At 32.7% G+C, this 22,271-nt stretch carries 20 protein-coding genes; 14 read left to right on the forward strand and 6 right to left on the reverse strand.

Going from position 1 to position 22,271, the window contains the following annotated elements; genetic code table 11:
- Window positions 1-144: 144 nt before the first annotated feature.
- Window positions 145-2,625 (reverse strand): DUF5686 and carboxypeptidase-like regulatory domain-containing protein, encoded by a 2,481-nt coding sequence (locus B3L86_RS06095; protein WP_291116364.1) that lies wholly within the window; start codon window positions 2,623-2,625, stop codon window positions 145-147.
- 69 nt (window positions 2,626-2,694) lie between these two features.
- Window positions 2,695-3,672 (reverse strand): pyruvate dehydrogenase complex E1 component subunit beta, encoded by a 978-nt coding sequence (locus tag B3L86_RS06100; RefSeq protein ID WP_291116367.1) that lies wholly within the window; start codon window positions 3,670-3,672, stop codon window positions 2,695-2,697.
- 262 nt (window positions 3,673-3,934) lie between these two features.
- Between B3L86_RS06100 and B3L86_RS06105 the strand changes: the two genes are divergently transcribed.
- The 5 genes from B3L86_RS06105 to B3L86_RS06125 all read left to right on the forward strand — a co-directional run bounded on the left by B3L86_RS06105 (window position 3,935) and on the right by B3L86_RS06125 (window position 9,382).
- Entirely contained in the window at window positions 3,935-4,681 is a 747-nt protein-coding gene (locus B3L86_RS06105; protein ID WP_291116370.1) for an electron transfer flavoprotein subunit beta/FixA family protein, read from the forward strand.
- Between the two features lie 105 nt (window positions 4,682-4,786).
- Window positions 4,787-5,755, forward strand: coding sequence for an electron transfer flavoprotein subunit alpha/FixB family protein (locus B3L86_RS06110; RefSeq protein ID WP_291116373.1), 969 nt, complete (start codon window positions 4,787-4,789; stop codon window positions 5,753-5,755).
- Between the two features lie 127 nt (window positions 5,756-5,882).
- Window positions 5,883-6,509 carry a bifunctional nuclease family protein gene (locus tag B3L86_RS06115; protein ID WP_291116375.1) on the forward strand — a complete coding sequence of 209 codons (627 nt, stop codon included), beginning with the start codon at window positions 5,883-5,885 and terminating at the stop codon, window positions 6,507-6,509.
- Window positions 6,510-6,551: 42 nt separating this feature from the next.
- Window positions 6,552-8,210, forward strand: coding sequence for a NupC/NupG family nucleoside CNT transporter (locus B3L86_RS06120; protein ID WP_291116378.1), 1,659 nt, complete (start codon window positions 6,552-6,554; stop codon window positions 8,208-8,210).
- A gap of 347 nt (window positions 8,211-8,557) precedes the next feature.
- On the forward strand, window positions 8,558-9,382 hold the full coding sequence (locus tag B3L86_RS06125; protein WP_291116381.1) for a thymidylate synthase: 825 nt from the start codon (window positions 8,558-8,560) through the stop codon (window positions 9,380-9,382).
- A 53-nt stretch (window positions 9,383-9,435) separates the two neighbouring features.
- Here the strand turns inward: B3L86_RS06125 and B3L86_RS06130 are convergent, their stop codons facing one another.
- Window positions 9,436-9,732 carry an isoamylase early set domain-containing protein gene (locus B3L86_RS06130; protein ID WP_291116384.1) on the reverse strand — a complete coding sequence of 99 codons (297 nt, stop codon included), beginning with the start codon at window positions 9,730-9,732 and terminating at the stop codon, window positions 9,436-9,438.
- Window positions 9,733-9,972: 240 nt separating this feature from the next.
- Between B3L86_RS06130 and B3L86_RS06135 the strand changes: the two genes are divergently transcribed.
- Both B3L86_RS06135 and B3L86_RS06140 read left to right on the forward strand, forming a co-directional pair.
- The gene (locus tag B3L86_RS06135; protein ID WP_291116385.1) at window positions 9,973-10,314 is read left to right on the forward strand and encodes a 2TM domain-containing protein; all 342 of its coding nucleotides are present in this window, start codon (window positions 9,973-9,975) and stop codon (window positions 10,312-10,314) included.
- Complete coding sequence (locus B3L86_RS06140; RefSeq protein ID WP_291116388.1) at window positions 10,314-10,805, forward strand: dihydrofolate reductase; 492 nt, start codon at window positions 10,314-10,316, stop codon at window positions 10,803-10,805. Before B3L86_RS06135 ends, B3L86_RS06140 begins: the two co-directional genes overlap by 1 nt.
- Window positions 10,806-10,843: 38 nt before the next feature.
- Here B3L86_RS06140 and B3L86_RS06145 read toward each other — a convergent pair whose 3' ends face one another.
- Window positions 10,844-11,161 carry a hypothetical protein gene (locus B3L86_RS06145; protein WP_291116389.1) on the reverse strand — a complete coding sequence of 106 codons (318 nt, stop codon included), beginning with the start codon at window positions 11,159-11,161 and terminating at the stop codon, window positions 10,844-10,846.
- 194 nt (window positions 11,162-11,355) lie between these two features.
- Here B3L86_RS06145 and ubiE point away from each other — a divergent pair, with 194 nt between their 5' ends.
- Window positions 11,356-12,084, forward strand: coding sequence for a bifunctional demethylmenaquinone methyltransferase/2-methoxy-6-polyprenyl-1,4-benzoquinol methylase UbiE (gene ubiE, locus B3L86_RS06150; RefSeq protein WP_291116391.1), 729 nt, complete (start codon window positions 11,356-11,358; stop codon window positions 12,082-12,084).
- Window positions 12,085-12,088: 4 nt separating this feature from the next.
- On the forward strand, window positions 12,089-12,790 hold the full coding sequence (locus B3L86_RS06155) for a porin family protein (RefSeq protein ID WP_291116394.1): 702 nt from the start codon (window positions 12,089-12,091) through the stop codon (window positions 12,788-12,790).
- Here the strand turns inward: B3L86_RS06155 and B3L86_RS06160 are convergent.
- Window positions 12,777-13,514, reverse strand: a complete 738-nt coding sequence (locus tag B3L86_RS06160) for a TrmH family RNA methyltransferase (protein ID WP_291116396.1) — start codon at window positions 13,512-13,514, stop codon at window positions 12,777-12,779. The two genes, B3L86_RS06155 and B3L86_RS06160, sit on opposite strands and share 14 nt — an antisense overlap.
- 37 nt (window positions 13,515-13,551) lie before the next feature.
- Here B3L86_RS06160 and B3L86_RS06165 point away from each other — a divergent pair, with 37 nt between their 5' ends.
- The 3 genes from B3L86_RS06165 to accD all read left to right on the forward strand — a co-directional run bounded on the left by B3L86_RS06165 (window position 13,552) and on the right by accD (window position 18,152).
- Window positions 13,552-16,113: a BamA/TamA family outer membrane protein gene (locus B3L86_RS06165; protein WP_291116398.1), complete on the forward strand. Its 2,562-nt coding sequence runs from the start codon at window positions 13,552-13,554 to the stop codon at window positions 16,111-16,113.
- A gap of 43 nt (window positions 16,114-16,156) precedes the next feature.
- Window positions 16,157-17,224: a class II fructose-bisphosphate aldolase gene (fbaA, locus tag B3L86_RS06170; RefSeq protein ID WP_291116401.1), complete on the forward strand. Its 1,068-nt coding sequence runs from the start codon at window positions 16,157-16,159 to the stop codon at window positions 17,222-17,224.
- Window positions 17,225-17,300: 76 nt separating this feature from the next.
- On the forward strand, window positions 17,301-18,152 hold the full coding sequence (gene accD / locus B3L86_RS06175; protein ID WP_291116404.1) for an acetyl-CoA carboxylase, carboxyltransferase subunit beta: 852 nt from the start codon (window positions 17,301-17,303) through the stop codon (window positions 18,150-18,152).
- A gap of 55 nt (window positions 18,153-18,207) precedes the next feature.
- Here the strand turns inward: accD and B3L86_RS06180 are convergent, their stop codons facing one another.
- On the reverse strand, window positions 18,208-19,461 hold the full coding sequence (locus B3L86_RS06180; protein ID WP_291116407.1) for an ABC transporter permease: 1,254 nt from the start codon (window positions 19,459-19,461) through the stop codon (window positions 18,208-18,210).
- Between the two features lie 186 nt (window positions 19,462-19,647).
- On the opposite strand from B3L86_RS06180, the gene purH reads away from it, so the two are divergent.
- Window positions 19,648-21,174, forward strand: coding sequence for a bifunctional phosphoribosylaminoimidazolecarboxamide formyltransferase/IMP cyclohydrolase (purH, locus tag B3L86_RS06185; RefSeq protein ID WP_291116410.1), 1,527 nt, complete (start codon window positions 19,648-19,650; stop codon window positions 21,172-21,174).
- A gap of 54 nt (window positions 21,175-21,228) precedes the next feature.
- Entirely contained in the window at window positions 21,229-22,257 is a 1,029-nt protein-coding gene (locus B3L86_RS06190; protein WP_291116413.1) for a rod shape-determining protein, read from the forward strand.
- Window positions 22,258-22,271: the final 14 nt, after the last annotated feature.

Raw genomic sequence — 22,271 nt, forward strand, 5'->3', positions numbered from 1 at the left:
TCTTTTTTCTTTACAAAAAATTAGGGATACAAAGGTAAGACCTTACAATTAAAAGTTAAGCCTAAAACCAACTTTTAATAAAATAACAATAATGTCCACAAAAGATTAAGAACAATGAAATAAAATGGATTGAAAATTTTTAAATTAAAAATAAAACCCGAAGGATCCTTTCACTGCAAAATTATTAGCATCTGGTAAATCTCTGTAATTTCCTCTCCAAGAGAAATCGATTCTGAAAACTTTAAATATATTTCCTATTCCGGCACTGTATTCCCAATAGGGTTTCTCGGGAGCCAAGTAAATTAAATTCGATGCATTTAAATTTCTATTGCTATCTGAAACACTTCCAACTACACCTTTTATTCCTATTACTTCTCTAAGATTCATTTTTCTTAAGCCGGGAACTCTAGATAAAATTCTACCTAAAAAATGATGCTCTAATTGAAAAGTTGCATATTGATCGGTTACAAATTCATAGAAATTCAAGTTATTAAACGTGTTTTCAATTAAAAAATAGGATTGATTCCCGGGAACCACACTCATCAATCCCAATGGAACATCTCCGAATGTTTTCCCTACTTCTGTAATCACATTCAATCGACCAAAACCACCAACTAGAATAGGTTGTTTAAAATATAATTGTAATTTCTGATAGTCAAAATCGCTGTCAAAAACACCTTTTACACCCTGACTGTAGTTTACAAACAATCTACTGTAAGGACTATCTACAATACTGCGTTCAACTCCATAACCAATTGTTTTTCTTTTTGGCGTATAATCTACCGAGACTGAAAATTCTGATTGTGTAACTTCACTTGCTGTGGTGGTAAATGTGTCATCCGTAAAATAATCTAAACTAAAAGTAGAAGAAGCCGATTTCAGTGTTCTGTATGACATTCCGGTTTCTAAAGTTAAATTTTTTACCGGCTCAATATTCAAAGACATCATGCTCAAGTTAATACTTGTCAAATTGGTATTAGATCCTGCCATGAATAATCCCGATGAAGCAAAACTTCTCCCCAATACATTATTGGATGTTGTTAAGCTTGCACCAATCTGTTCGATATCTCTTCTGTTTCCGGCTTCAAGAATTAATCTGTTTTTTTTATTTATCAAAACCTTTCCGGATAAACCGTATTTCATCTGATTATCTTCAAATCCATAGGCGGTGTAAAATTGTAGTCGCCAAGGATCATTTTGTCCAAAATAAGTTCTACCTCCAACACGAAGACGAACTCCCTCTACTTCATTGTAACCTATAGTAGAAAAAATGGGACCAAAATCAAAGTTGCCTTTTTGAATGTAGCCACTTCCTAAAATGGAAACCAAATTATACATTTGCTTGAACTTTTTTACGGTTTGCAAGGTATCGAGCATTTTATAAACTCCTAATTCGTCTTTGCTTAAACTCTCAAAACGGTTTTCCTGCCAAAAATCATCGCTTTTCGCATAGACTGAATTATCAATAAAATTCACTTCTTCTTTATAAAAATCTTTCGGCTTTTCTTGATTGAAGGCATGATTTTTAAATAAAGTAGTTCGCTTTCCATAAACACCTTTTGATTCTTCTTTTTTATTGAATGCAAAATCAGACATCATGTGGTCTCTTTTTAATAGAAAAACAGAATCGTTTACCACATCAAATTCTTGTTCGATATAAATTTCTTTAACCCAGTTGATATTGGCACTTTTGGTAACTGCCATATTGATTGATTTTATAGCAAAAGTGGTGTCATTTACCCAAAAATCTCCTTTAAAAGTCAGTTCCCCTTTTCTTCTTGGATAATAAACAATGTTGTAGCACCATTTGTTATCAATATACATACTGTCGGTCAATGCATAATTATAAACATCTATACCTGTTCTAGACAACGGACTCACAAAGTCTTTATCAAAAAACTTGAGGTAATTGTCATAAATATCATATTCTGCATACAAATCTTTAATGAATGCAATTATCTGTTGGTTTGTGTTAAATCCTGAATTTTTATTGGCTTTTAGAATTTCCTTTTCTTTGTTTATCGTATTATTTCCATAAACTTCAGAAATGGATTCATTAATAAAAATTGGCAAATACGTTTTTCCAGTAATTCGAGAAGTATCCATTTGTTCAAAAACAAATTCCATTCCTTTGAAAAGCTTACTTTTCATCATGGCACTATCTATTGTATTTAAATCAAATTCAACCTTTTCATATTTATCATACTGATAGTGTTTGAATTGACGGAGTCCGTTTTGTTTTTTTCGAGCCCAAATTTTTCTAAGAATATCAATAGCAGGATTGTTCTTTTTTGACATTTTTCCGGATATCAAAACGACTTCTCGCAAGGTTTCGCCGGCTGCCAAATTTACTTTTATGTCATAGGTCACTGATTTTGTTAACGGAAGTTCAACAGTTGTAAAACCTATGAATGAAACAACAAGTGTAGTGTGACTTTTTTGTGATTCAAGATAGAATCTCCCGTTTTCATTGGTTATCAATCCTTCACTGGAATTTTTGAAATAGACATTAGCAAAAGGAATCGGCTGATTGAATTCATCCAAAACTACACCACTTACTTTTGTTTGAGCAATGACTGATGAAATAACTAATAAAAAAAGAAATAAGAGGCCTTTAAACTTCATAACAATTTGTAAAAAAAAACTTCATCAAGATAATTTTGATGAAGTTTCAAATATAGTGTATATTTTGAATTATTTGTATAAAACCTTTTTTACTGCTTTGATAACATCACTTGCATTAGGCAACCACTCTTTTAGTAGTGTTGGCGAATAAGGAGCAGGTGTGTCGGCAGTTGTAATTCGTTGAATTGGAGCATCCAAATAATCAAATGCCTGCTCTTGAACCATATAAGTTATTTCAGAAGCTACACTGGCAAACGGCCAAGCCTCTTCTAAAACTACTAAACGGTTTGTCTTTTTCACTGAATTCAAAATGGTTTTATAATCCATCGGGCGAACCGTTCTTAAATCAATAATCTCACAGGAAATTCCCTCTTTAGCCAATTCATCAGCTGCTATGAAAGCTTCTTTGATAATCTTTCCAAAAGAAACAATGGTTACATCAGCACCTTCTCTTTTGATGTCTGCAACTCCCAATGGAATAGTATATTCACCTTCTGGCACTTCCATTTTGTCTCCATACATTTGTTCTGATTCCATAAAAATTACAGGATCATTATCACGAATTGCTGATTTTAATAAACCTTTAGCATCATAAGCATTTGATGGAACAACCACTTTTAAACCCGGAGTATTAGCAAACCAGTTTTCAAAAGCTTGTGAGTGTGTTGCTCCTAATTGTCCCGCAGAAGCTGTTGGTCCACGAAAAACCATTGGCATTGGAAACTGTCCTGCAGACATTTGACGCATTTTTGCTGCGTTATTTATAATTTGATCAATTCCAACCAATGAGAAGTTGAAAGTCATAAATTCTACAATAGGACGACAACCATTCATGGCTGAACCTACCGCAATTCCGGCGAATCCAAGTTCAGCAATAGGAGTATCAATTACTCTTTTTGGCCCAAACTCATCCAACATTCCTTTTGAAGCTTTGTAGGCTCCGTTATATTCTGCTACTTCTTCGCCCATTAAATAAATGCTTTCATCACGACGCATTTCTTCGCTCATGGCTTCACAAATGGCTTCTCTAAATTGAATTGTTCTCATATGGAAATTTTCTTAATGTCATTTTTACGAAAGGCAAAAATAAAAATTTAAAATCACTTTACTACATATTTTGAATGTAAAATAGTGCACATTTTTTGTGTTTAATTTTTAAAGATTCTTCATTTTTCAGACTTAATTTGACACAATTCTATTTTAATAGGTTACGAAATCGATATATTACTGAAAATTTATTATGCACGCATACTAAAATTAGAAATTTTATTTGTACTTTCGTAACCGAAAAATAACTTAAACCTATTATATGAAAATATTAGTTTGCATCAGTCACGTACCTGATACTACTTCCAAAATTAATTTTATTAATGGCGATTCTGAATTTGACACCAATGGCGTTCAGTTTGTAATTAATCCAAATGATGAATTTGGTTTGACACGTGCCGTTTGGTTTCAAGAACAACAAGGAGCAACAGTAACCGTTGTAAATGTTGGCGGACCTGACACGGAACCAACCTTGAGAAAAGCACTGGCTATTGGAGCTAATGAAGCCATTCGTGTAAATGCAACTCCAACTGACGGGTTTTTTGTTGCAAAACAACTAGCTGAAGTAATTAAACAAGGTAATTATGATTTAGTTATTTGTGGAAAAGAATCATTGGATTATAATGGTGGAATGGTTCCGGGAATGATTGCAGGTTTATTAGGATATAATTTTATCAATTCTTGTATCGATGTAAAAGTTGACGGTACTTCTGTAAAAGCAATCAGAGAAATTGATGGTGGAAAAGAAACTAGTTCTACTTCTTTGCCATTAATTATAGGTGGACAAAAAGGTTTGGTTGAAGAAAAAGATTTGCGAATTCCGAACATGAGAGGAATTATGACAGCTCGTACAAAAGCATTAACAGTTGTAGAACCAATTGATGCAAATAACAGCACGAAAGCTGTTAAGTTTGAAAAGCCGGCTCCAAAATCAGCGGTGAAACTAGTAAGTGCTGATAACTTGGATGAATTAGTGAGCTTGTTACACAACGAAGCTAAGGTTATTTAGTAAGGAGTTTTTAGTTGGGATTTTGGGAGTAGGCATTACACCAACTTTTAAATCCTTAAACCTGAAAACTCATAAACCATTATTAAACTTTTAAACAAAAAAATTATGTCATTATTAATATATGCAGAATCAGCAGAAGGAAAATTTAAGAAAGTAGCTTTCGAATTAGCTTCCTATGCAAAAAAAGTAGCCGAATCATTAGGAACAACAGTAACAGCCGTAACGGTAAACGCTTCTGATGTTTCAGAATTATCAAAATATGGCGTTGACAAAGTATTGAAAATTACCAATGATAAGTTGGCAACTTTCAACGCAAAAGCCTATGCTGATGCCATCAAACAAGCGACTCAAAAAGAAGGTGCTAAAGTAATTGTTCTTTCTTCAACTACCGATAGTATTTATCTTGCTCCATTAGTTGCTGTAGGATTAGAAGCAGGATTTACATCAAATGTGGTTGGTTTACCTTTGAGCACTTCACCTTTTCAAGTAAAAAGAAATGCTTTTTCAAATAAAGCTTTCAACATCACTGAAATTTCTACTGATGTAAAAGTTTTAGGCTTAGCGAAAAACTCATATGGTTTGGTAGAAAGCAATTCAAATTTAACAACCGAAGATTTTTCACCAAATTTAAATGATGCTGATTTTAATGTAAAAGTTGAAAGCGTAGAAAAGGTAAGCGGAAAAGTAACGATAGCCGATGCAGAAGTTGTAGTTTCTGGCGGACGCGGATTAAAAGGTCCTGAAAACTGGGGATTAGTAGAAGATTTAGCTGCCGTTTTAGGTGCTGCAACAGCTTGTTCAAAACCGGTATCCGATTTAGGTTGGAGACCTCATAGCGAACACGTTGGACAAACGGGAAAACCTGTAGCAACCAATTTATATATTGCTATTGGAATTTCAGGAGCAATTCAACACATTGCAGGGATCAATTCCTCAAAAGTAAAAGTAGTTATCAATTCTGATCCTGAAGCACCTTTCTTTAAAGTTGCCGATTATGGAGTGGTTGGTGATGCTTTTGAAATTGTTCCTAAATTGACTCAAAAATTAAAAGAATTTAAAGCTCAAAATTCATAATTTTTTATAAATTGTGCCCTCATTGGGCTATCTAAATTGAGATAGTTGTATCTTTGTTTGGATAGCCCATTTTTTAATTATTAATTTAGCTATGTACTTTGTACTTACTACTTTGTACTGATATAATATGAGTCTTGTTAAACTAGCCATAAAAGGAATTTCTTATAGCCAAACACAAAATGGTGCTTATGCTTTAATTTTGAATGAAGTTGACGGCGAACGAAAACTACCAATTGTTATTGGAGCTTTTGAAGCACAATCGATTGCAATTGCTTTAGAAAAAGAGATAAAACCACCTCGTCCACTCACCCACGACTTGTTTAAAAATTTTGCCGATCGATTTGACATTATTGTCAAACAAGTGATTATTCACAAATTGGTTGATGGTGTTTTTTATTCGAGTATTATTTGTGAAAGAGATAAAATTGAGGAAATTATTGACGCTCGTACTTCCGATGCTATTGCTTTGGCATTGCGATTTAACGCCCCCATTTTCACCTATAAAAACATTTTAGACAAAGCGGGTGTCTATCTCAAAGGAAACACTATGGAGCCTGAAAATGCCGTTGAAGAAAACGACGCTGTTTTGAGTACCCCTGAAACTTTTGGTTTAGAAGACACTTCTGTCCCAAAAGATAGTTATAGCAGTAAAAGCGTTCAGGAACTCTATGAAATGCTCAATGAAGCTGTTCAAAATGAAGATTATGAAAAGGCTGCAAAAATTAGAGACGAAATTTCAAAGAAAGAATCTTAGCTTTTTATTCTAAATAAATAATCCAAAAAGTACCTCTTAAAAATGTATAAAAAATTAATTTTACTAACACTTACTTTGCTATTCTCGTTAGGTTTAAGTGCACAAGAACTTGAGAAAAAGTGGCAATTAAGTTCATCAAAAACGGATTATTTAGAGTTAAAGGAAGGTGGTTATGAACTAAAAATCAGTTCAGACAGCCTTACTCAAAAAGGTGATTATCTTGTTCAGGATAATTATCTTTTTTTATTTGAAAATGGTTCTGATGCACCAACCAAACGATTTACAATTGAATCAAAATCAGATTCGCTTTTGACTTTAAAATCAAAAGACAAAGCATATTCTTTTTTCTCTTCCAACAAAATAAAACCTGAACAAACCCAATCAAAACTAATTGCTAGTGAAGGTTTTACTATGACTAGTTTATGGAAAGGAATTCTTGGAATGCTATCCCTTTTAGCCCTAGCTTTTGTATTTAGTGCCAATCGAAAAGCCATAAATTGGAAAACAGTCGGAATTGGAATTTTGGCACAATTTATACTTGCAATTGGTGTTTTGAAAGTTACTTTTGTAAAAAACATATTTGAATTTGTAGGCGGATTATTTGTAAAAGTTTTAGATTTTACAAGAGCCGGAAGCGAATTTTTATTAGGAGGAATGATGAATGTTGATAATTTTGGATTCATCTTTTTGTTTCAAGTTTTACCAACCATTATTTTCTTTTCTGCTCTAACTTCTTTGTTGTTCTATTTAGGAATAATTCAAATCGTTGTTAAAGGTTTAGCGATGCTTCTAACCAAAATTTTAGGCATTTCAGGTGCTGAAAGTTTATCGGTTGCAGGAAATATCTTTTTAGGTCAAACCGAAGCTCCGCTGATGATTAAAGCGTATTTGGAGAAAATGAATAGAAGTGAAATTCTTTTGGTTATGGTCGGCGGAATGGCCACTGTAGCCGGAGGAGTATTAGCAGCATATATTGGATTCCTAGGTGGAAACGATCCTGTTTTGCGATTGGAATTTGCCAAACATTTACTTGCAGCATCAGTTATGGCAGCACCTGGAGCTATTGTAGTTTCAAAAATTCTCTATCCTCAAACAGAAGCCATTAACACAAATGTTGAAGTTTCAAAAGAAAAAATTGGTTCAAATATTCTTGATGCTATCGCAACCGGAACAACAGAAGGACTGAAATTAGCAGCCAATGTTGCAGCGATGTTGTTGGTTTTTATTGCTTTTATTGCGATGATTAATTATACTTTAAGTTGGATTGGAGGGTGGTCTGGTTTAAACGATGTAATTGCTGCAAACACACCTTATTCTAAGTTTTCTTTAGAAACAGTTTTGGGAATTGTATTTGCTCCTTTAATGTGGTTAATTGGGGTTGCAACGGAAGATGTAATGCTAATGGGACAATTATTAGGAATTAAGTTAGCCGCTTCTGAATTTGTAGGATATATTCAATTAGCTGAATTAAAAAATGTAGCTTCAACCATCCATTTTACGTATGACAAATCAGTAATTATGGCCACCTATATGTTGTGTGGTTTTGCAAATTTTGCATCTATCGGAATTCAGATTGGTGGAATTGGATCATTAGCACCGGGACAACGCAAAACACTTTCTGAATTTGGATTGAAGGCTGTCATTGGAGGAAGTATCGCATCTTTATTATCGGCCACTATTGCCGGAATGATTATAGGATAAATTATGACTCATCACTTTATATGTAACCATTGTAAATATGAAAACAAAGTTAACATAAGCGAAAGCGACAGAGGAACATATCAAATGCAACATGGCGATTTTAAAGACACAACATGCATTAGTTGTTTTAGAAAAAAAAGAGCTCATATAAATGAAATTTATGGTAAAGTATCCTTTAATATGATATTATTAGGTTTTATAATAAGCTTGATTATTGCTTTAATTTTATTACATTACTCTAGAAGTTTTATTTTATTTTCTTGTGAAATTATAGGATTACCAGTATTGATATTTTTATATGAAAATAATTTAGTCAAAACATTTAATCATTACAGAATTAAAAAAATATGAAACAATATCATGACCTTGTTAAACACGTTTTAGAAAACGGATCACAAAAAGGCGATCGAACCGGAACCGGAACCATCAGTGTTTTTGGTTATCAAATGCGTTTTGATTTAAGTGAAGGTTTTCCGATGGTTACCACTAAAAAATTACATTTAAAATCGATTATACATGAATTGCTTTGGTTTATCAAAGGCGAGACAAATATTAATTATCTTAAAGAAAACGGTGTTAAGATTTGGGACGAATGGGCAGATGAAAACGGCGATTTAGGTCCGGTTTACGGTCATCAATGGCGAAACTGGAATAGCGAAGAAATTGATCAAATTACTGAATTAATCGAAACCTTAAAGAAAAATCCAAATAGCCGTAGAATGTTGGTTTCTGCTTGGAATCCTTCTGTTTTGCCCGATACATCCAAATCATTTGCAGAAAATGTAGCCAATGGAAAAGCGGCACTTCCACCCTGTCATGCTTTTTTTCAATTTTATGTAGCTGATGGAAAATTGAGTTGTCAATTGTATCAACGAAGTGCCGATATCTTTTTAGGTGTACCTTTTAATATTGCTTCATATGCCTTATTTACGTTGATGATTGCTCAGGTTTGCGATTTACAACCGGGAGAATTCATTCACACTTTTGGTGATGCTCATATTTATAACAATCATATTGAACAATTGGAATTACAACTTTCGCGTGAGCCAAAACCATTGCCAAAAATGATTTTAAATCCGGATATTAAATCCATTTTCGATTTCACTTTTGATGACTTTACGTTGGAAGGGTATGATCCACATCCACATATTAAAGGAGTTGTCGCTGTTTAAATCATAAAAAATCCGTCTAAGCTTTTAAACGGATTTTTTTTATCAAATAGGGATTATACAGCCACAACGCTATTCTCAGCAGCGGCAAAATCATTCCATTTGTAAGCATCTGCTTGATCATCGTTAACGAATTCTCCGTCTACTAAATAACGGAATTCGTAGGAATTAGAAGCTGGTAAATCAAACGTAGCTTTGAAAGTTCCGTTTTTTAACTTGCTTAACTCTCCTTCTACAGGATTCCAATTGTTAAAATCTCCAACAACTGCTGCAGTTGTAGCTTCTTTAGCTTGGATTGAAAAAGTTACTTTACAAACCGGTTTTGTTTTTATAAATTGTTTCTTAAGTGCCATCTTATTTATATTTAAATAGTTATGGGGCAAAGTAACAAACAGATTGTTGAATTTCAAACAGTTAGGCTCATTTTTATGATATTCTTATTTTAGCTAGACAAAGTTCGTTATATTATTAATTTATAAGGAATTAAATTGCAATCTAAAAATAAGAAAACGTTTTAATGTTAAAATATCTTAATTTGATGTTTTATCTTTTCAAAAAAAAGTATACCTTTAAATTCAAAATTTAAGCACAAAATGGAAAATCAACAGCACGAAAAATACGAATATGCAAGAAGAAGAATCAAACAAAAGAAGCGTTTGTATTACCATTTTATATTTTTTTTAATAGGTAGCTTATTCTTTTTATTAGTTGAAAAAATTTATGATATACAACCTTTTGAAGGATGGTATTTATGGGCAGTAACCTTATGGTTTTTCTTTTTTATCCTTCATTTTATTAAAGTTTATATCACAGACAGATTCATGAATAAAAATTGGGAACGCGAACAAATTGACAGATTAATGGCATTACAGGATAAAAAAATTGAACAACTTCAAAAAAAAATTGAGTCTGAAAAATCAAATACTGCCGAATAATGATTACAATAATTGCTGCAGCAGCTGAAAATAGAGCTTTAGGAAAAAACAATGATTTAATTTGGCATTTACCCGATGACTTTCAAAGATTTAAATCCTTAACCACGGGCCATTATATAATAATGGGCAGAAAAACTTTTGAAAGTTTTCCGAAACCTTTACCTAACAGAACTCATGTTATAATAACAAGACAAAAAAATTATAAGGCACCAAACTGCATAGTAGTCAGTAATTTAAAAAAAGCAATAGCTGCTTGTCCTTCAGATGAAAACTTATTTATAATTGGTGGTGGAGAAATATACGCTCAATCTATGGATATTGCTCATAAAATAGAGTTAACCAGAGTACACCATTCTTTTGAAGCAGATACTTTTTTCCCTGAAATACCGGAATCAGATTGGATTTTACAACATGAAGAATATCATCCAAAAGATGAAAAACACAAATTTGACTTTACTTATCAAACTTACCTAAAAAAAAACATCCCATAAAGGGATGTTTTTTGAACCAAAAAAGCTGTTACTCAATGCTATTGTAGCGTAAGTATCTGATAACTTAAAATGAATATTACCACGGCCAAAAAAATTCCTGAAAAGAAAATGATGACATTGGCAAACTTTTGAGAATACATCTCAAAAAAACCTTTAATACCAAATACCACAAAGGTACTAAAGGCATAAAAAACTAAAATTTCCAAAAACAAATTTAACCCTAAGAACGTATTAGGCACCTTAATTTCTGCAGTGTTTATGAAAACATTGCTGTTGATACTCATAACTAAAACACAAGTAATAACCAGTGCCAAAAGCAACCACTTGATTTCTGTTTTAACTATTCTAGATAACATACTTTAATTGTTTGATTCTTTTGTAAAATTGCTTAAATGAAACGAACTCTACAATACCCACATTTAAGGATATTTTTTTATCCCTAATATTAGGGATGTTTTGTTTGACATTGAGAAAAATACATTAAACAATTTTGATAAAATACAACTTGTTAAACTTATATAATAGATTATCTTTGTAAAAAATTATCAGCATGTCTAAAAACGTGACTCCCTATAAAGATTCTTCACTAGGAAAAAAAGAACAAGTTGCTCAAATGTTTGATACCATTTCTGGAAACTACGATGGATTGAATCGAGTAATTTCTTTTGGAACAGATGTAAAATGGCGAAAAAAAGTGCTAAAACTTGTATCAAAATCCAATCCTGAAAAGATTTTGGATATTGCTACAGGCACAGGCGATTTGGCTATTTTAATGACTGCTACAAACGCAAAAAAAATTGTAGGTCTTGATATTTCTGCTGGAATGTTGGAAGTTGGAAAAAAGAAAATAGAAAAAAAGAATTTATCCGATAAAATAGAAATGGTTTTAGGTGATTCCGAAAACATTCCTTTTGAAGACAACACCTTTGATGCTATAACTGTTGCTTTTGGTGTTAGAAACTTTGAAAATTTAGAAAAAGGTTTAACTGAAATCAAAAGAGTTTTAAGACCAAACGGCATTTTTGTTATTTTAGAAACTTCAGTTCCAAAAAAATTCCCATTCAAACAAGGTTATAAATTATATACTAAAAACATTCTTCCTCTGATAGGAAAACTTTTTTCAAGAGATAATTCTGCCTATGCTTATTTATCAGAATCTGCATCTGTTTTTCCTTATGGTGAAGCTTTAAACAATATTTTACGTAATATTGGGTTTATAAATGTTGTTTCTGAACCACAAACGTTTGGTGTCGCAACAATATATAGTGCTTCTAAATAATCGTATGAAAAAAATAGTTTGTCTTATATTTCTTTTTGCATTTTTAAATGGTCATTCTCAAGTTAAGGGAATGTTCGCAAAAGATCCCATTACTAACCTAGAAAACTTTGACAAACAAAGAATTCACTGGGGCTATTTTCTTGGTTTTAATTTTTATGATTTCAAATTTGACTACACCGAAAAAACTACAGACATTATAGTTGAAGGAACCACCGGCTTTAACGTTGGTCTTGTTGGAAATCTTAGGCTTCACGAATACATAGATTTGCGTTTTGAACCGGGATTATATTATACCCAGCGAAATTTAAAATATCCTTTAATTGATAATGAGTTTGATGCATTACGAGAAGTTAAATCCACCTACATTCACTTTCCGTTATTAGTGAAGTTTTCTTCTAAGAGAATTGGGAATTTCAAACCCTATTTGGTAGGCGGACTTTCTGCTTCTTTAAATTTATCAAGTAATGCGAAAGCTCAAGATGATAATTTTAATAATCGATTCAGGGTAAACCAATGGACAACAAATTATGAAATGGGATTTGGTGTTGATTTGTATTTTGAATATTTTAAATTCTCTCCGTCAATAAGAGGTGTATTTAGCTTTAATGACGAATTAATAAGAGATAACGACCCAAATAGTCCATGGACAGGAACTGTTGAATCAATGAAAACCCGAGGCATTTTTATAAACTTTACTTTCCATTAATTTTTCGTTGTATTTCACTTAAAACTATAGCAGTAGCAGTAGCAACATTCAAACTTTCGGTTTTTTGAATTGCTCCAAATCTTGGGATTGTTATTTTATGTTGCACCAGGCACGCTATCCCTTCTGAAATCCCATTGGCTTCATTACCCATAATTATAATTCCCTCTTTCGAAAAATCTTCAGAATAAATAGAATTTTCATCCATAAAAGTGCCATAAATTGGCAAAGTGGTTGTTTTTAGCATTTTAGCTAAATCCCCATAAACAACAGCAACTCTGGAAACAGAACCCATTGTAGATTGAATTACTTTAGGATTATAAACATCAACGGTTGTTTCAGAGCAAAAAAGTTGTTCAATTCCAAACCAGTCACAAAGTCGAATAATTGTTCCGAGATTTCCGGGATCTCTAATATCGTCTAAAGCCACAACCAATCCGGAATCAGAAAAAGGTTTAGCCTTTGGAATTTTAAAAACTGCCAAACAATTATTTGGTGTGACCAAAGCACTCATTTTTTTTAATTCTTGCTCAGAAATTACTACCGAAAACATCTCATCATTATCAAATAAATTGGAATCCGTTACATACAAATTCAACAATTCAAATCCTGCTTCTATGAATTCTGAAATCACCTTAAAACCTTCAGCAATAAACATTTGATGTTCAACTCTGAATTTTTTTTGTCTTAAACTTATTATTAACTTTATTTGGTTTTTACTAACCATAGAAAAGATGTACTTTTGACTAAAATTATCCCATTACTTGAAAAGTAGCGACACAAAAATAGCATTATTAATAGTAATTACGATATTAATTTATTCGTGTAACATTGTAAAGAGAGTTCCCGATGGAAAAAGCTTACTTGTAAACACTGAAATTATTGTTGATGGTAAAACTTCAAATCAAGAAAGTGTCAATGAAATATTGATTCAAAAACCAAATTCCCGTATTTTAAAAATTCCTTTGAGCTTATTGGTTTATAACTTAGCCCAACCAAATCCTGACTCCGTTTTTAGAGCTCGATATATTGAAGATTCTGTTCGATTTAAACGTATAAAGAGATTAATCTCTGAAAAACAAGTTTATCGATTAGGAGAATCTTTTTTTAATCAAGGTTTTAATAATTTTTTGAAAAGTAGCGGAGAAGCTCCGGAAATTGTTGATGAAGAAAAAACTAAAAAAAGCACTCAAAGACTTTACAGCTACTATTTCAATAACGGTTATTTTGACGTGGAGACATCCTCAAAAACAGATAGCGTTGGCTTAAAAAGAGCCAAAACAACTTATGAAGTTTCGCTAGGCAAACCTTATGTTATTGATTCCATCAAAACCACCATTTCCTCTCCTGATGTTGATTCACTTTATCAAGTTGCAAAAAGCAATTCTGTAATAAAATCAGGTGAACAATTCAAAAGCGAAAATTTTAATGAAGAGAGAAATCGCTTAACTTCTTTTTTCAGAAATCGTGGTGTATATCAATTTCAACAGAATTATATCAATTTTGATATTGATACTATTGGCACAGGAAAAAAAACAAATATAAATGTTGAAATATCAGACTTCAACTACCGAAAAGGAGACACAATTATAACTGTTCCTTTTAAAATATTTAAAATTAGTGAAGTTAATATTTTCACAGACAGTCCTTCGTCAAAAAATAAAATAAAAGTAGCTGATAGTATTACTTATAAAGGATTTAACTTATATAGTACCGATAAGATTAAATACAAACCAAAAGCCATAACTGATGCAGTTTTTATCTCAAAAGGCAATGTTTACGCAGACTATCAAAACACCCTTACTAATCGTTATTTAAGTAATCTGAAAGTTTTTAATTATCCTACAATTCAATATATTGAAGACGAACGCGATACTATTTCGAACAGTTTAATTGCCAATATATATTTAAATCCACGAAAAAAATACAATTTTTTGGCAGCGGTTGACTTTACACATTCTAACATTCAAGATTTTGGTATCAGTGGAAATACGTCATTAACCATTCGAAATGTTTTTAACGGTGCCGAAACTTTTGAATTTGCCGTAAAGGGAACTGTTGGCTCTTCAAGAGATTTGGCTGGTTCTAACGACAATTTCTTTAATATTTCAGAAGTTGGAGTGGATGCAAAACTTAACTTCCCCAGAATATTTTTTCCATTCAATACCGATAAAATTATTCCGAAGAGCATGATTCCCTCTACCAATTTTGGTGTTGGTTTTGCAAAACAGAAAAACATTGGTTTGGATAAAGAAAACTTTACTAGTTCACTGACGTATAACTGGAATCCAAAACGATTTAACACCGTGAGATTTGATTTGTTCAACATTCAATATGTAAAAAATCTGAGAATTGATCGCTATTTTGATGTCTATCGTTCATCGTATAATGCCTTAAACAATATTGCAGAAATATATAGTAATCAGGTAAATCCAGACTATTTTGACACAAATAACAATTTAATTATTGAATCGGGAACAAACGGATTTCTTAGTGATGTTTTAGGGTCGGACCCTTCAGTTGTCACTACACCCGATGACTTTCGAACTGTTAGAGGAATTGATGAAAGAAAAAAACGACTAACTGAAAACAATTTAATTGTTGCATCGAGTTATAGCTATACAAAATCAACAAAAACTTCTTTACTATTAAATAATTTTTATATTTTAAAAACTAAAGTAGAATCAGCCGGAAATCTTTTGTCATTGTTGTCAAGAACTATTAATGAGCCTTTAATTTCTGAAGGAAGTTCTACTTTTTTTGATGTCGAATATTCTCAGTATATTAAAACAGAATTTGAATTTATTAAACATTGGGATTTAAAGAGAAACCGTGTTTTTGCTACACGAACATTTGCCGGAGTTGCAATTCCATACGGTAATTCAAATAACATTCCGTTCTCACGAAGTTACTTTGCCGGTGGGACAAATGACAATCGAGCTTGGAGACCTTATAGTTTAGGTCCGGGAAGTAGTGGAGCTTTAAATGATTTCAATGAAGCCAATTTAAAATTAGCCTTAAATGCAGAATACAGATTTAAACTTTTTGGCAATTTCAGAGGGGCCTTTTTTGCGGATTTAGGAAATATTTGGAATTTTTTAGACAATGTCACGTTAGATGGAGCAAAATTTACAGGAATAGCTTCGCTTAAAGACATCGCTTTGGGAACAGGAATTGGAACTCGCTATGATTTCAGTTTTTTTGTTGTTCGTTTTGATCTGGGATTTAAAACTTATAATCCGGCAAACGAGGAAAACAGACGATGGATGAAAGATTTTAATTTTAAAAGTTCTGTGCTAAATATTGGTATAAATTATCCATTCTAAATTCAGATTTACTATTTTTGTAAGCTAACTAAAACATAAATATATGAGTCATACAATTAAACCAGGAGTTGCTACCGGTGATGATGTACAAGCAATCTTTAATTATGCTAAAGCTAAAGGTTTTGCATTACCTGCGGTAAATGTAATAGGTTCCAGCTCAATAAATGGCGTTTTGGAAACTGCTGCAAAATTAAATGCTCCTGTTATAATTCAATTTTCAAATGGAGGAGCAATTTATAATGCCGGTAAAGGATTGTCAAATGACGGACAAAAAGCAGCTATCTTAGGCGGAATTGCAGGAGCGAAACATATTCATACTTTAGCAGAAGCATATGGTGCAACTGTTATTTTACATACTGACCATTGTGCTAAAAACTTATTGCCATGGATTGACGGTTTGTTAGATGCCTCAGAAAAACATTTTGCCGAAACCGGAAAGCCTTTATTTTCTTCGCACATGATTGATCTTTCTGAAGAACCAATTGAAGAAAATATCGAAATTTGTAAAGCTTATTTAGCTCGAATGAGTAAGATGGGAATGACTTTAGAAATTGAACTTGGTGTAACCGGTGGTGAGGAAGATGGTGTTGATAATTCTGATGTTGACAGTTCAAAATTATACACACAACCAGAAGAAGTGGCTTATGCCTATGAAGAGTTAATGAAAGTAAGTCCGAAGTTTACAATTGCTGCAGCTTTTGGAAACGTTCACGGGGTTTACAAACCTGGCAATGTAAAATTGACACCGGTTATTTTAAAAAATTCTCAAGAATTTGTTCAAAATAAATTCAACACTATTTCAAATCCAATAGATTTTGTTTTTCACGGAGGTTCAGGTTCAACATTAGAAGAAATAAGAGAAGCTATCTCTTATGGAGTAATCAAAATGAACATTGATACCGATTTACAATTTGCTTTTACAGAAGGAATTCGTGATTATATGACATCAAAAATTGACTATTTAAAAACTCAAATTGGAAGTCCGGACGGAGCCGATTCACCAAATAAAAAGCATTATGATCCAAGAAAATGGATTCGTGAAGGAGAAATGACTTTCAACAAACGTTTAGAACAAGCATTTGCTGATTTAAACAATGTAAACACTTTATAAGCAGGAAGAGTGAAGTTTGAAGCTGGAAGTTTTCTTCCATCTTCCATCTTCCATCTTCCAAACTAAATTTAAAATTATGGCTTGGTTTAAAAGAACAGAAAAAGGAATTCAAACGGCTACAGAAGATAAAAAAGATGTGCCAAAAGGATTGTGGTATAAATCTCCAACAGGAAAAATAGTTGATCAAGATGAATTAGCAAAAAATTTATGGGTAAGTCCTGAAGATGATTTTCATGTACGAATAGGAAGTGCCGAATATTTTAGTATTCTTTTTGATGACGGTTTTAAGGAGTTGGACGCAAAAATGACATCTAAAGATCCTTTAAAATTTACAGATACCAAAAAATATTCGGACCGTTTAAAAGACGTGATGGAAAAAACAGGATTGAAAGATGCTGTAAGAACAGCAGTTGGAAAATCAAAAGGAAATGATTTAGTAGTTTGTTGTATGGATTTTGCTTTTATTGGCGGATCAATGGGAGCTGTAGTTGGAGAAAAAATAGCAAGAGGAATTGATTATTCTATAAAAAATAAAATTCCTTTTATGATGATTTCAAAATCTGGTGGAGCCCGAATGATGGAAGCTGCTTATTCCTTAATGCAATTAGCAAAAACATCAGCTAAGTTAGCTCAACTTGCCGAAGCTGGGATTCCATACATTTCACTTTGTACAGATCCAACTACGGGAGGAACAACCGCTTCTTATGCTATGTTGGGCGATATTAATATTGGTGAACCCGGAGCTTTGATTGGTTTTGCCGGACCAAGAGTTGTAAAAGACACTACCGGTAAGGACTTACCGGAAGGTTTCCAAACTTCTGAATTCTTATTAGAACACGGATTTTTAGATTTCATTACCCATAGAAAAGAATTGAAAGACAAAATAAATCTATATATCGATTTAATTCTAAATCAAGACGTTAGATAGAAACAAAATCCCGATGGCTCGGGATTTTTTTATGTGTAATAATTAATTTAAACTTTTACATTCCACTTCGGATTGCTTCAACCGGATCTAACTTAGAGGCAGAAATAGCAGGAATGATTCCAGAAATCAATCCAATAAAACCTGCTAAACCAGTTCCTAAGATTATATTACCCATGCTTAAAACAAATTCAAAATCTAAAAGTTTTGTTACAATGGCTGCAATTCCCCAAACCATCAAAAGACCAATTATTCCACCAATAACAGACAAAATAATGGCTTCAAACAAAAACTGGAACAAGATAAATCTATTTTTTGCTCCTAATGATTTTTGAATTCCAATTAAATTGGTTCTTTCCTTAACAGAAACAAACATAATGTTGGCAATTCCAAAACCACCAACTAATAAAGAAAATCCGGCTATTAACCATCCTGCAATGTTTAATTGTGTAAAAATACCATCAATCAAATCAGTAAAACCAGACAGTACATTAATAAAAAAATTGTCAATATCGGTAACTTTCACGCCTCTGTAAGTTCTCAATTTTTGAGTAATTTCGCCTTTAAAAGCCTCCATATCAACTCCTTTTATTGGTTTTATCAATATAGCAGGAGTCAACAAATCACTATTTTCACCATACAACCGTCTGATAAAATTCATAGGAATAAAAACCGCGTTGTCTCTACTATCTCCAAAGGTTGAAAACCCTTGTTTTTCTGTTACACCTATAACTGTAAATCGTTGCCCATAAAGTCGTATTTTTTGACCAATAGCTTTATTTGAATCCACAAACAAACCTTCTGCCACGCCATATCCTAAAATGATTACCGGAGTTCCAGAGTTGGATTCTGATTCGTTAAAGAAACGACCTTGTCCGATTTTGATCCCATCAATACCTTCAAATTCATTAGTTGTTGGCGTAACTCTTACTTGACTAACGGTTTGGTCTTCAAATTTGATATTTTCATTTCTGGTAAAAAGATTAAACGCCATTTTATCAACACCGTTTAATGACTTTTTTAAATACTCAAATTCATCATAAGTTACATTGGGAAACTGCTCTCTTTTCCACTGTGGAATTTCAGAAGGGCCAAATGAAAAACGCATCAAATAAATAGTGTTTTTATCTAAATCACTTAAATCTGCCTTCACTTTTCTGTCCAAAGAATCAACAGCTGCCAAAACAGCAATTATTGAAAAAATTCCAATAGTTACTCCCAAAAGCGATAAAAAAGTTCGGAGTTTGTTTGTTCGCAAAGCATTCATTGCAAAACTAAAACTCTCTTTCAGTAAACGTAAATATACCAACATGAGTTAAAATCAAATAAGATATCTTATTAGTAGAAAAAAAGGAAAGAATGTTACACAAAATTTAAAAACTTATAACGACATCAAAATAGATTAAAAGTCATAAAAAATTCTAAGAAAGTAATCCTGTAAACTTTTGAAAGTTAAACAGACAAATAGTACTTTTGCTCCTTTAAATCTAACTACAACATGAACAACTCAAAAAAAATTCAATCGGCTTTAATTTCAGTATTTGACAAAACAGGATTAGAGCCTATTGTACAACAACTACACCAACAAAATGTAACACTTTATTCTACCGGAGGAACCGAAGATTTTATAAAAAATTTAGGAATTCCGGTTGTGGCTGTTGAAGATGTAACTTCTTATCCTTCCATTTTAGGGGGGCGTGTTAAAACATTGCATCCAAAAATTTTTGGCGGCATTTTAAACCGTCAAGATCATGAAGGCGATGTTCAACAAATGGAAGAATTTAATATTCCACAAATTGATTTAGTGATTGTTGATTTATATCCTTTTGAAAAAACAGTAGCTTCTGGTGCTTCAGAGTCGGATATTATTGAAAAAATAGACATCGGTGGAATTTCACTTATACGTGCTGCTGCAAAGAATTTCAAAGACACGTTAATTGTTGCTTCTGTAAATGAGTATTCATATTTATTAGATTTAATTGTTGCTCAAAATGGAACTACGACTTTGGAACAGCGAAAATTATTAGCTACCAAAGCGTTTCATGTTTCATCGCATTATGATACAGCTATTTTTAATTATTTTAATACGGATGAAACTATTTACAAACAAAGTATAGCGGATGGACAAATATTAAGATATGGTGAAAACCCGCATCAAAAAGGCTATTTCTTTGGAGCTTTTGATGAAATGTTTACCAAAATTCACGGAAAAGAATTGTCATACAACAATCTTTTAGATGTTGATGCTGCTGTAAATTTAATTTTAGAATTCAAAAACAACAATCCTACTTTTGCGATTTTGAAACACAACAATGCTTGTGGATTAGCCACCAGAGAAACCATGAAAGAAGCTTATTTGGATGCTTTAGCCGGCGATCCAACTTCAGCCTTTGGCGGTGTTCTAATTGCCAATGGAACTATAGATAAAGCAACAGCAACTGAAATTAACCAATTGTTTTGCGAAGTAGTAATTGCTCCAAGTTTTGATGCAGAAGCCATTTCAATTCTTGAAGAAAAGAAAAACAGAATAATTTTAGTCCAAAACGAAGTTGAATTACCCCAAAAACAAGTGAGAACTTGCTTGAACGGATTGTTAATTCAAGAAAGAAATGCAATTACAGATACTAAAGAAGGTTTAAAAACCGTTACTACTCTTGAACCTACTAATCAAGAAATTGAAGACTTACTGTTTGCCTCAAAAATTTGTAAAAACACCAAATCTAATACGATTGTTTTAGCCAAAAACGGTCAGCTTATTGCTGCCGGAACCGGACAAACTTCTCGAGTTGATGCATTAAAGCAAGCCATTGAAAAAGCAAATTCTTTTAATTTTGATTTGAAAGGAGCTGTAATGGCAAGCGATGCCTTTTTTCCATTTCCTGATTGTGTGGAAATTGCTCATCATGCCGGAATTACTGCTGTGATTCAACCTGGTGGTTCTATTAAAGATGAATTGAGTATCACGTATTGTAATGAAAATAATTTGAAAATGGTATTTACAGGAACACGTCATTTTAAACATTAATTTTTATACCTTTGCTTGTTATATTTATAAACCTAATAAACCCAAAACAAACGTATGGGATTTTTTGATTTCATGACCGAGGATATCGCAATTGACCTTGGTACAGCAAACACACTTATTATTCATAATGACAAAGTTGTAATTGACAGTCCGTCGATTGTAGCCCGTGATAGAATTTCCGGAAAAATAATAGCAGTTGGTAAAGAAGCCAATTTGATGCAAGGAAAAACACACGAAAACATTAAGACTATTCGTCCCTTAAAAGATGGTGTAATTGCTGATTTTGACGCATCTGAAAAGATGATAAACATGTTTATCAAAAGCATTCCTGCTTTAAAGAAACGCTTGTTTACTCCTGCTCTAAGAATGGTAGTTTGTATCCCTTCCGGAATTACTGAAGTGGAGATGCGAGCTGTAAAAGAATCTTGTGAACGTGTAAATGGAAAAGAAGTTTATTTGATTCATGAACCAATGGCTGCGGCAATCGGTATTGGCATTGACATTATGCAACCAAAAGGAAACATGATTGTTGATATCGGTGGTGGTACCACAGAAATTGCCGTAATTGCTCTAGGTGGGATTGTGTGTGATAAATCTGTAAAAATTGCAGGTGACGTTTTCACAAACGACATTGTATATTACATGCGTACGCAGCACAACTTATTTGTAGGAGAAAGCACTGCAGAGAAAATAAAAATTGAAGTTGGTGCCGCAATTGAAGACTTAGAGTCACCACCAAATGAAATGTCTGTTCAAGGAAGAGATTTATTAACCGGAAAACCAAAACAAGTTGATGTTTCTTATCGTGAAATTGCAAAAGCCTTAGACAAATCCATTCAAAGAATTGAAGATGCTGTAATGGAAACATTATCTCAAACACCACCGGAACTTGCGGCAGATATTTACAACACGGGAATATATCTTGCCGGTGGAGGATCAATGCTAAGAGGTTTAGATAAACGAATTTCTCTTAAAACAGATTTACCTGTTTATATTGCAGAAGATCCGTTAAGAGCCGTAGTAAGAGGAACCGGAATTGCGTTGAAAAACATCAATAAATATAGAAGCATCTTAATTAAGTAAGCTTTTAAAACAAA

It is taken from the genome of Flavobacterium sp. UBA6135 (assembly GCF_002428305.1).
GTDB lineage: Bacteria > Bacteroidota > Bacteroidia > Flavobacteriales > Flavobacteriaceae > Flavobacterium.

Excerpts from the sequence above, each read along its gene's own strand:
- B3L86_RS06095 (WP_291116364.1), bottom strand. The coding sequence starts at position 2,625 with ATGAAGTTTAAAGGCCTCTTATTTCTTTTTTTATTAGTTATTTCATCA.
- B3L86_RS06100 (WP_291116367.1), bottom strand. The coding sequence starts at position 3,672 with ATGAGAACAATTCAATTTAGAGAAGCCATTTGTGAAGCCATGAGCGAA.
- B3L86_RS06105 (WP_291116370.1), top strand. The coding sequence starts at position 3,935 with ATGAAAATATTAGTTTGCATCAGTCACGTACCTGATACTACTTCCAAA.
- B3L86_RS06110 (WP_291116373.1), top strand. The coding sequence starts at position 4,787 with ATGTCATTATTAATATATGCAGAATCAGCAGAAGGAAAATTTAAGAAA.
- B3L86_RS06115 (WP_291116375.1), top strand. The coding sequence starts at position 5,883 with ATGAGTCTTGTTAAACTAGCCATAAAAGGAATTTCTTATAGCCAAACA.
- B3L86_RS06120 (WP_291116378.1), top strand. The coding sequence starts at position 6,552 with ATGTATAAAAAATTAATTTTACTAACACTTACTTTGCTATTCTCGTTA.
- B3L86_RS06125 (WP_291116381.1), top strand. The coding sequence starts at position 8,558 with ATGAAACAATATCATGACCTTGTTAAACACGTTTTAGAAAACGGATCA.
- B3L86_RS06130 (WP_291116384.1), bottom strand. The coding sequence starts at position 9,732 with ATGGCACTTAAGAAACAATTTATAAAAACAAAACCGGTTTGTAAAGTA.
- B3L86_RS06135 (WP_291116385.1), top strand. The coding sequence starts at position 9,973 with ATGGAAAATCAACAGCACGAAAAATACGAATATGCAAGAAGAAGAATC.
- B3L86_RS06140 (WP_291116388.1), top strand. The coding sequence starts at position 10,314 with ATGATTACAATAATTGCTGCAGCAGCTGAAAATAGAGCTTTAGGAAAA.
- B3L86_RS06145 (WP_291116389.1), bottom strand. The coding sequence starts at position 11,161 with ATGTTATCTAGAATAGTTAAAACAGAAATCAAGTGGTTGCTTTTGGCA.
- ubiE (WP_291116391.1), top strand. The coding sequence starts at position 11,356 with ATGTCTAAAAACGTGACTCCCTATAAAGATTCTTCACTAGGAAAAAAA.
- B3L86_RS06155 (WP_291116394.1), top strand. The coding sequence starts at position 12,089 with ATGAAAAAAATAGTTTGTCTTATATTTCTTTTTGCATTTTTAAATGGT.
- B3L86_RS06160 (WP_291116396.1), bottom strand. The coding sequence starts at position 13,514 with ATGGTTAGTAAAAACCAAATAAAGTTAATAATAAGTTTAAGACAAAAA.
- fbaA (WP_291116401.1), top strand. The coding sequence starts at position 16,157 with ATGAGTCATACAATTAAACCAGGAGTTGCTACCGGTGATGATGTACAA.
- accD (WP_291116404.1), top strand. The coding sequence starts at position 17,301 with ATGGCTTGGTTTAAAAGAACAGAAAAAGGAATTCAAACGGCTACAGAA.
- B3L86_RS06180 (WP_291116407.1), bottom strand. The coding sequence starts at position 19,461 with ATGTTGGTATATTTACGTTTACTGAAAGAGAGTTTTAGTTTTGCAATG.
- purH (WP_291116410.1), top strand. The coding sequence starts at position 19,648 with ATGAACAACTCAAAAAAAATTCAATCGGCTTTAATTTCAGTATTTGAC.
- B3L86_RS06190 (WP_291116413.1), top strand. The coding sequence starts at position 21,229 with ATGGGATTTTTTGATTTCATGACCGAGGATATCGCAATTGACCTTGGT.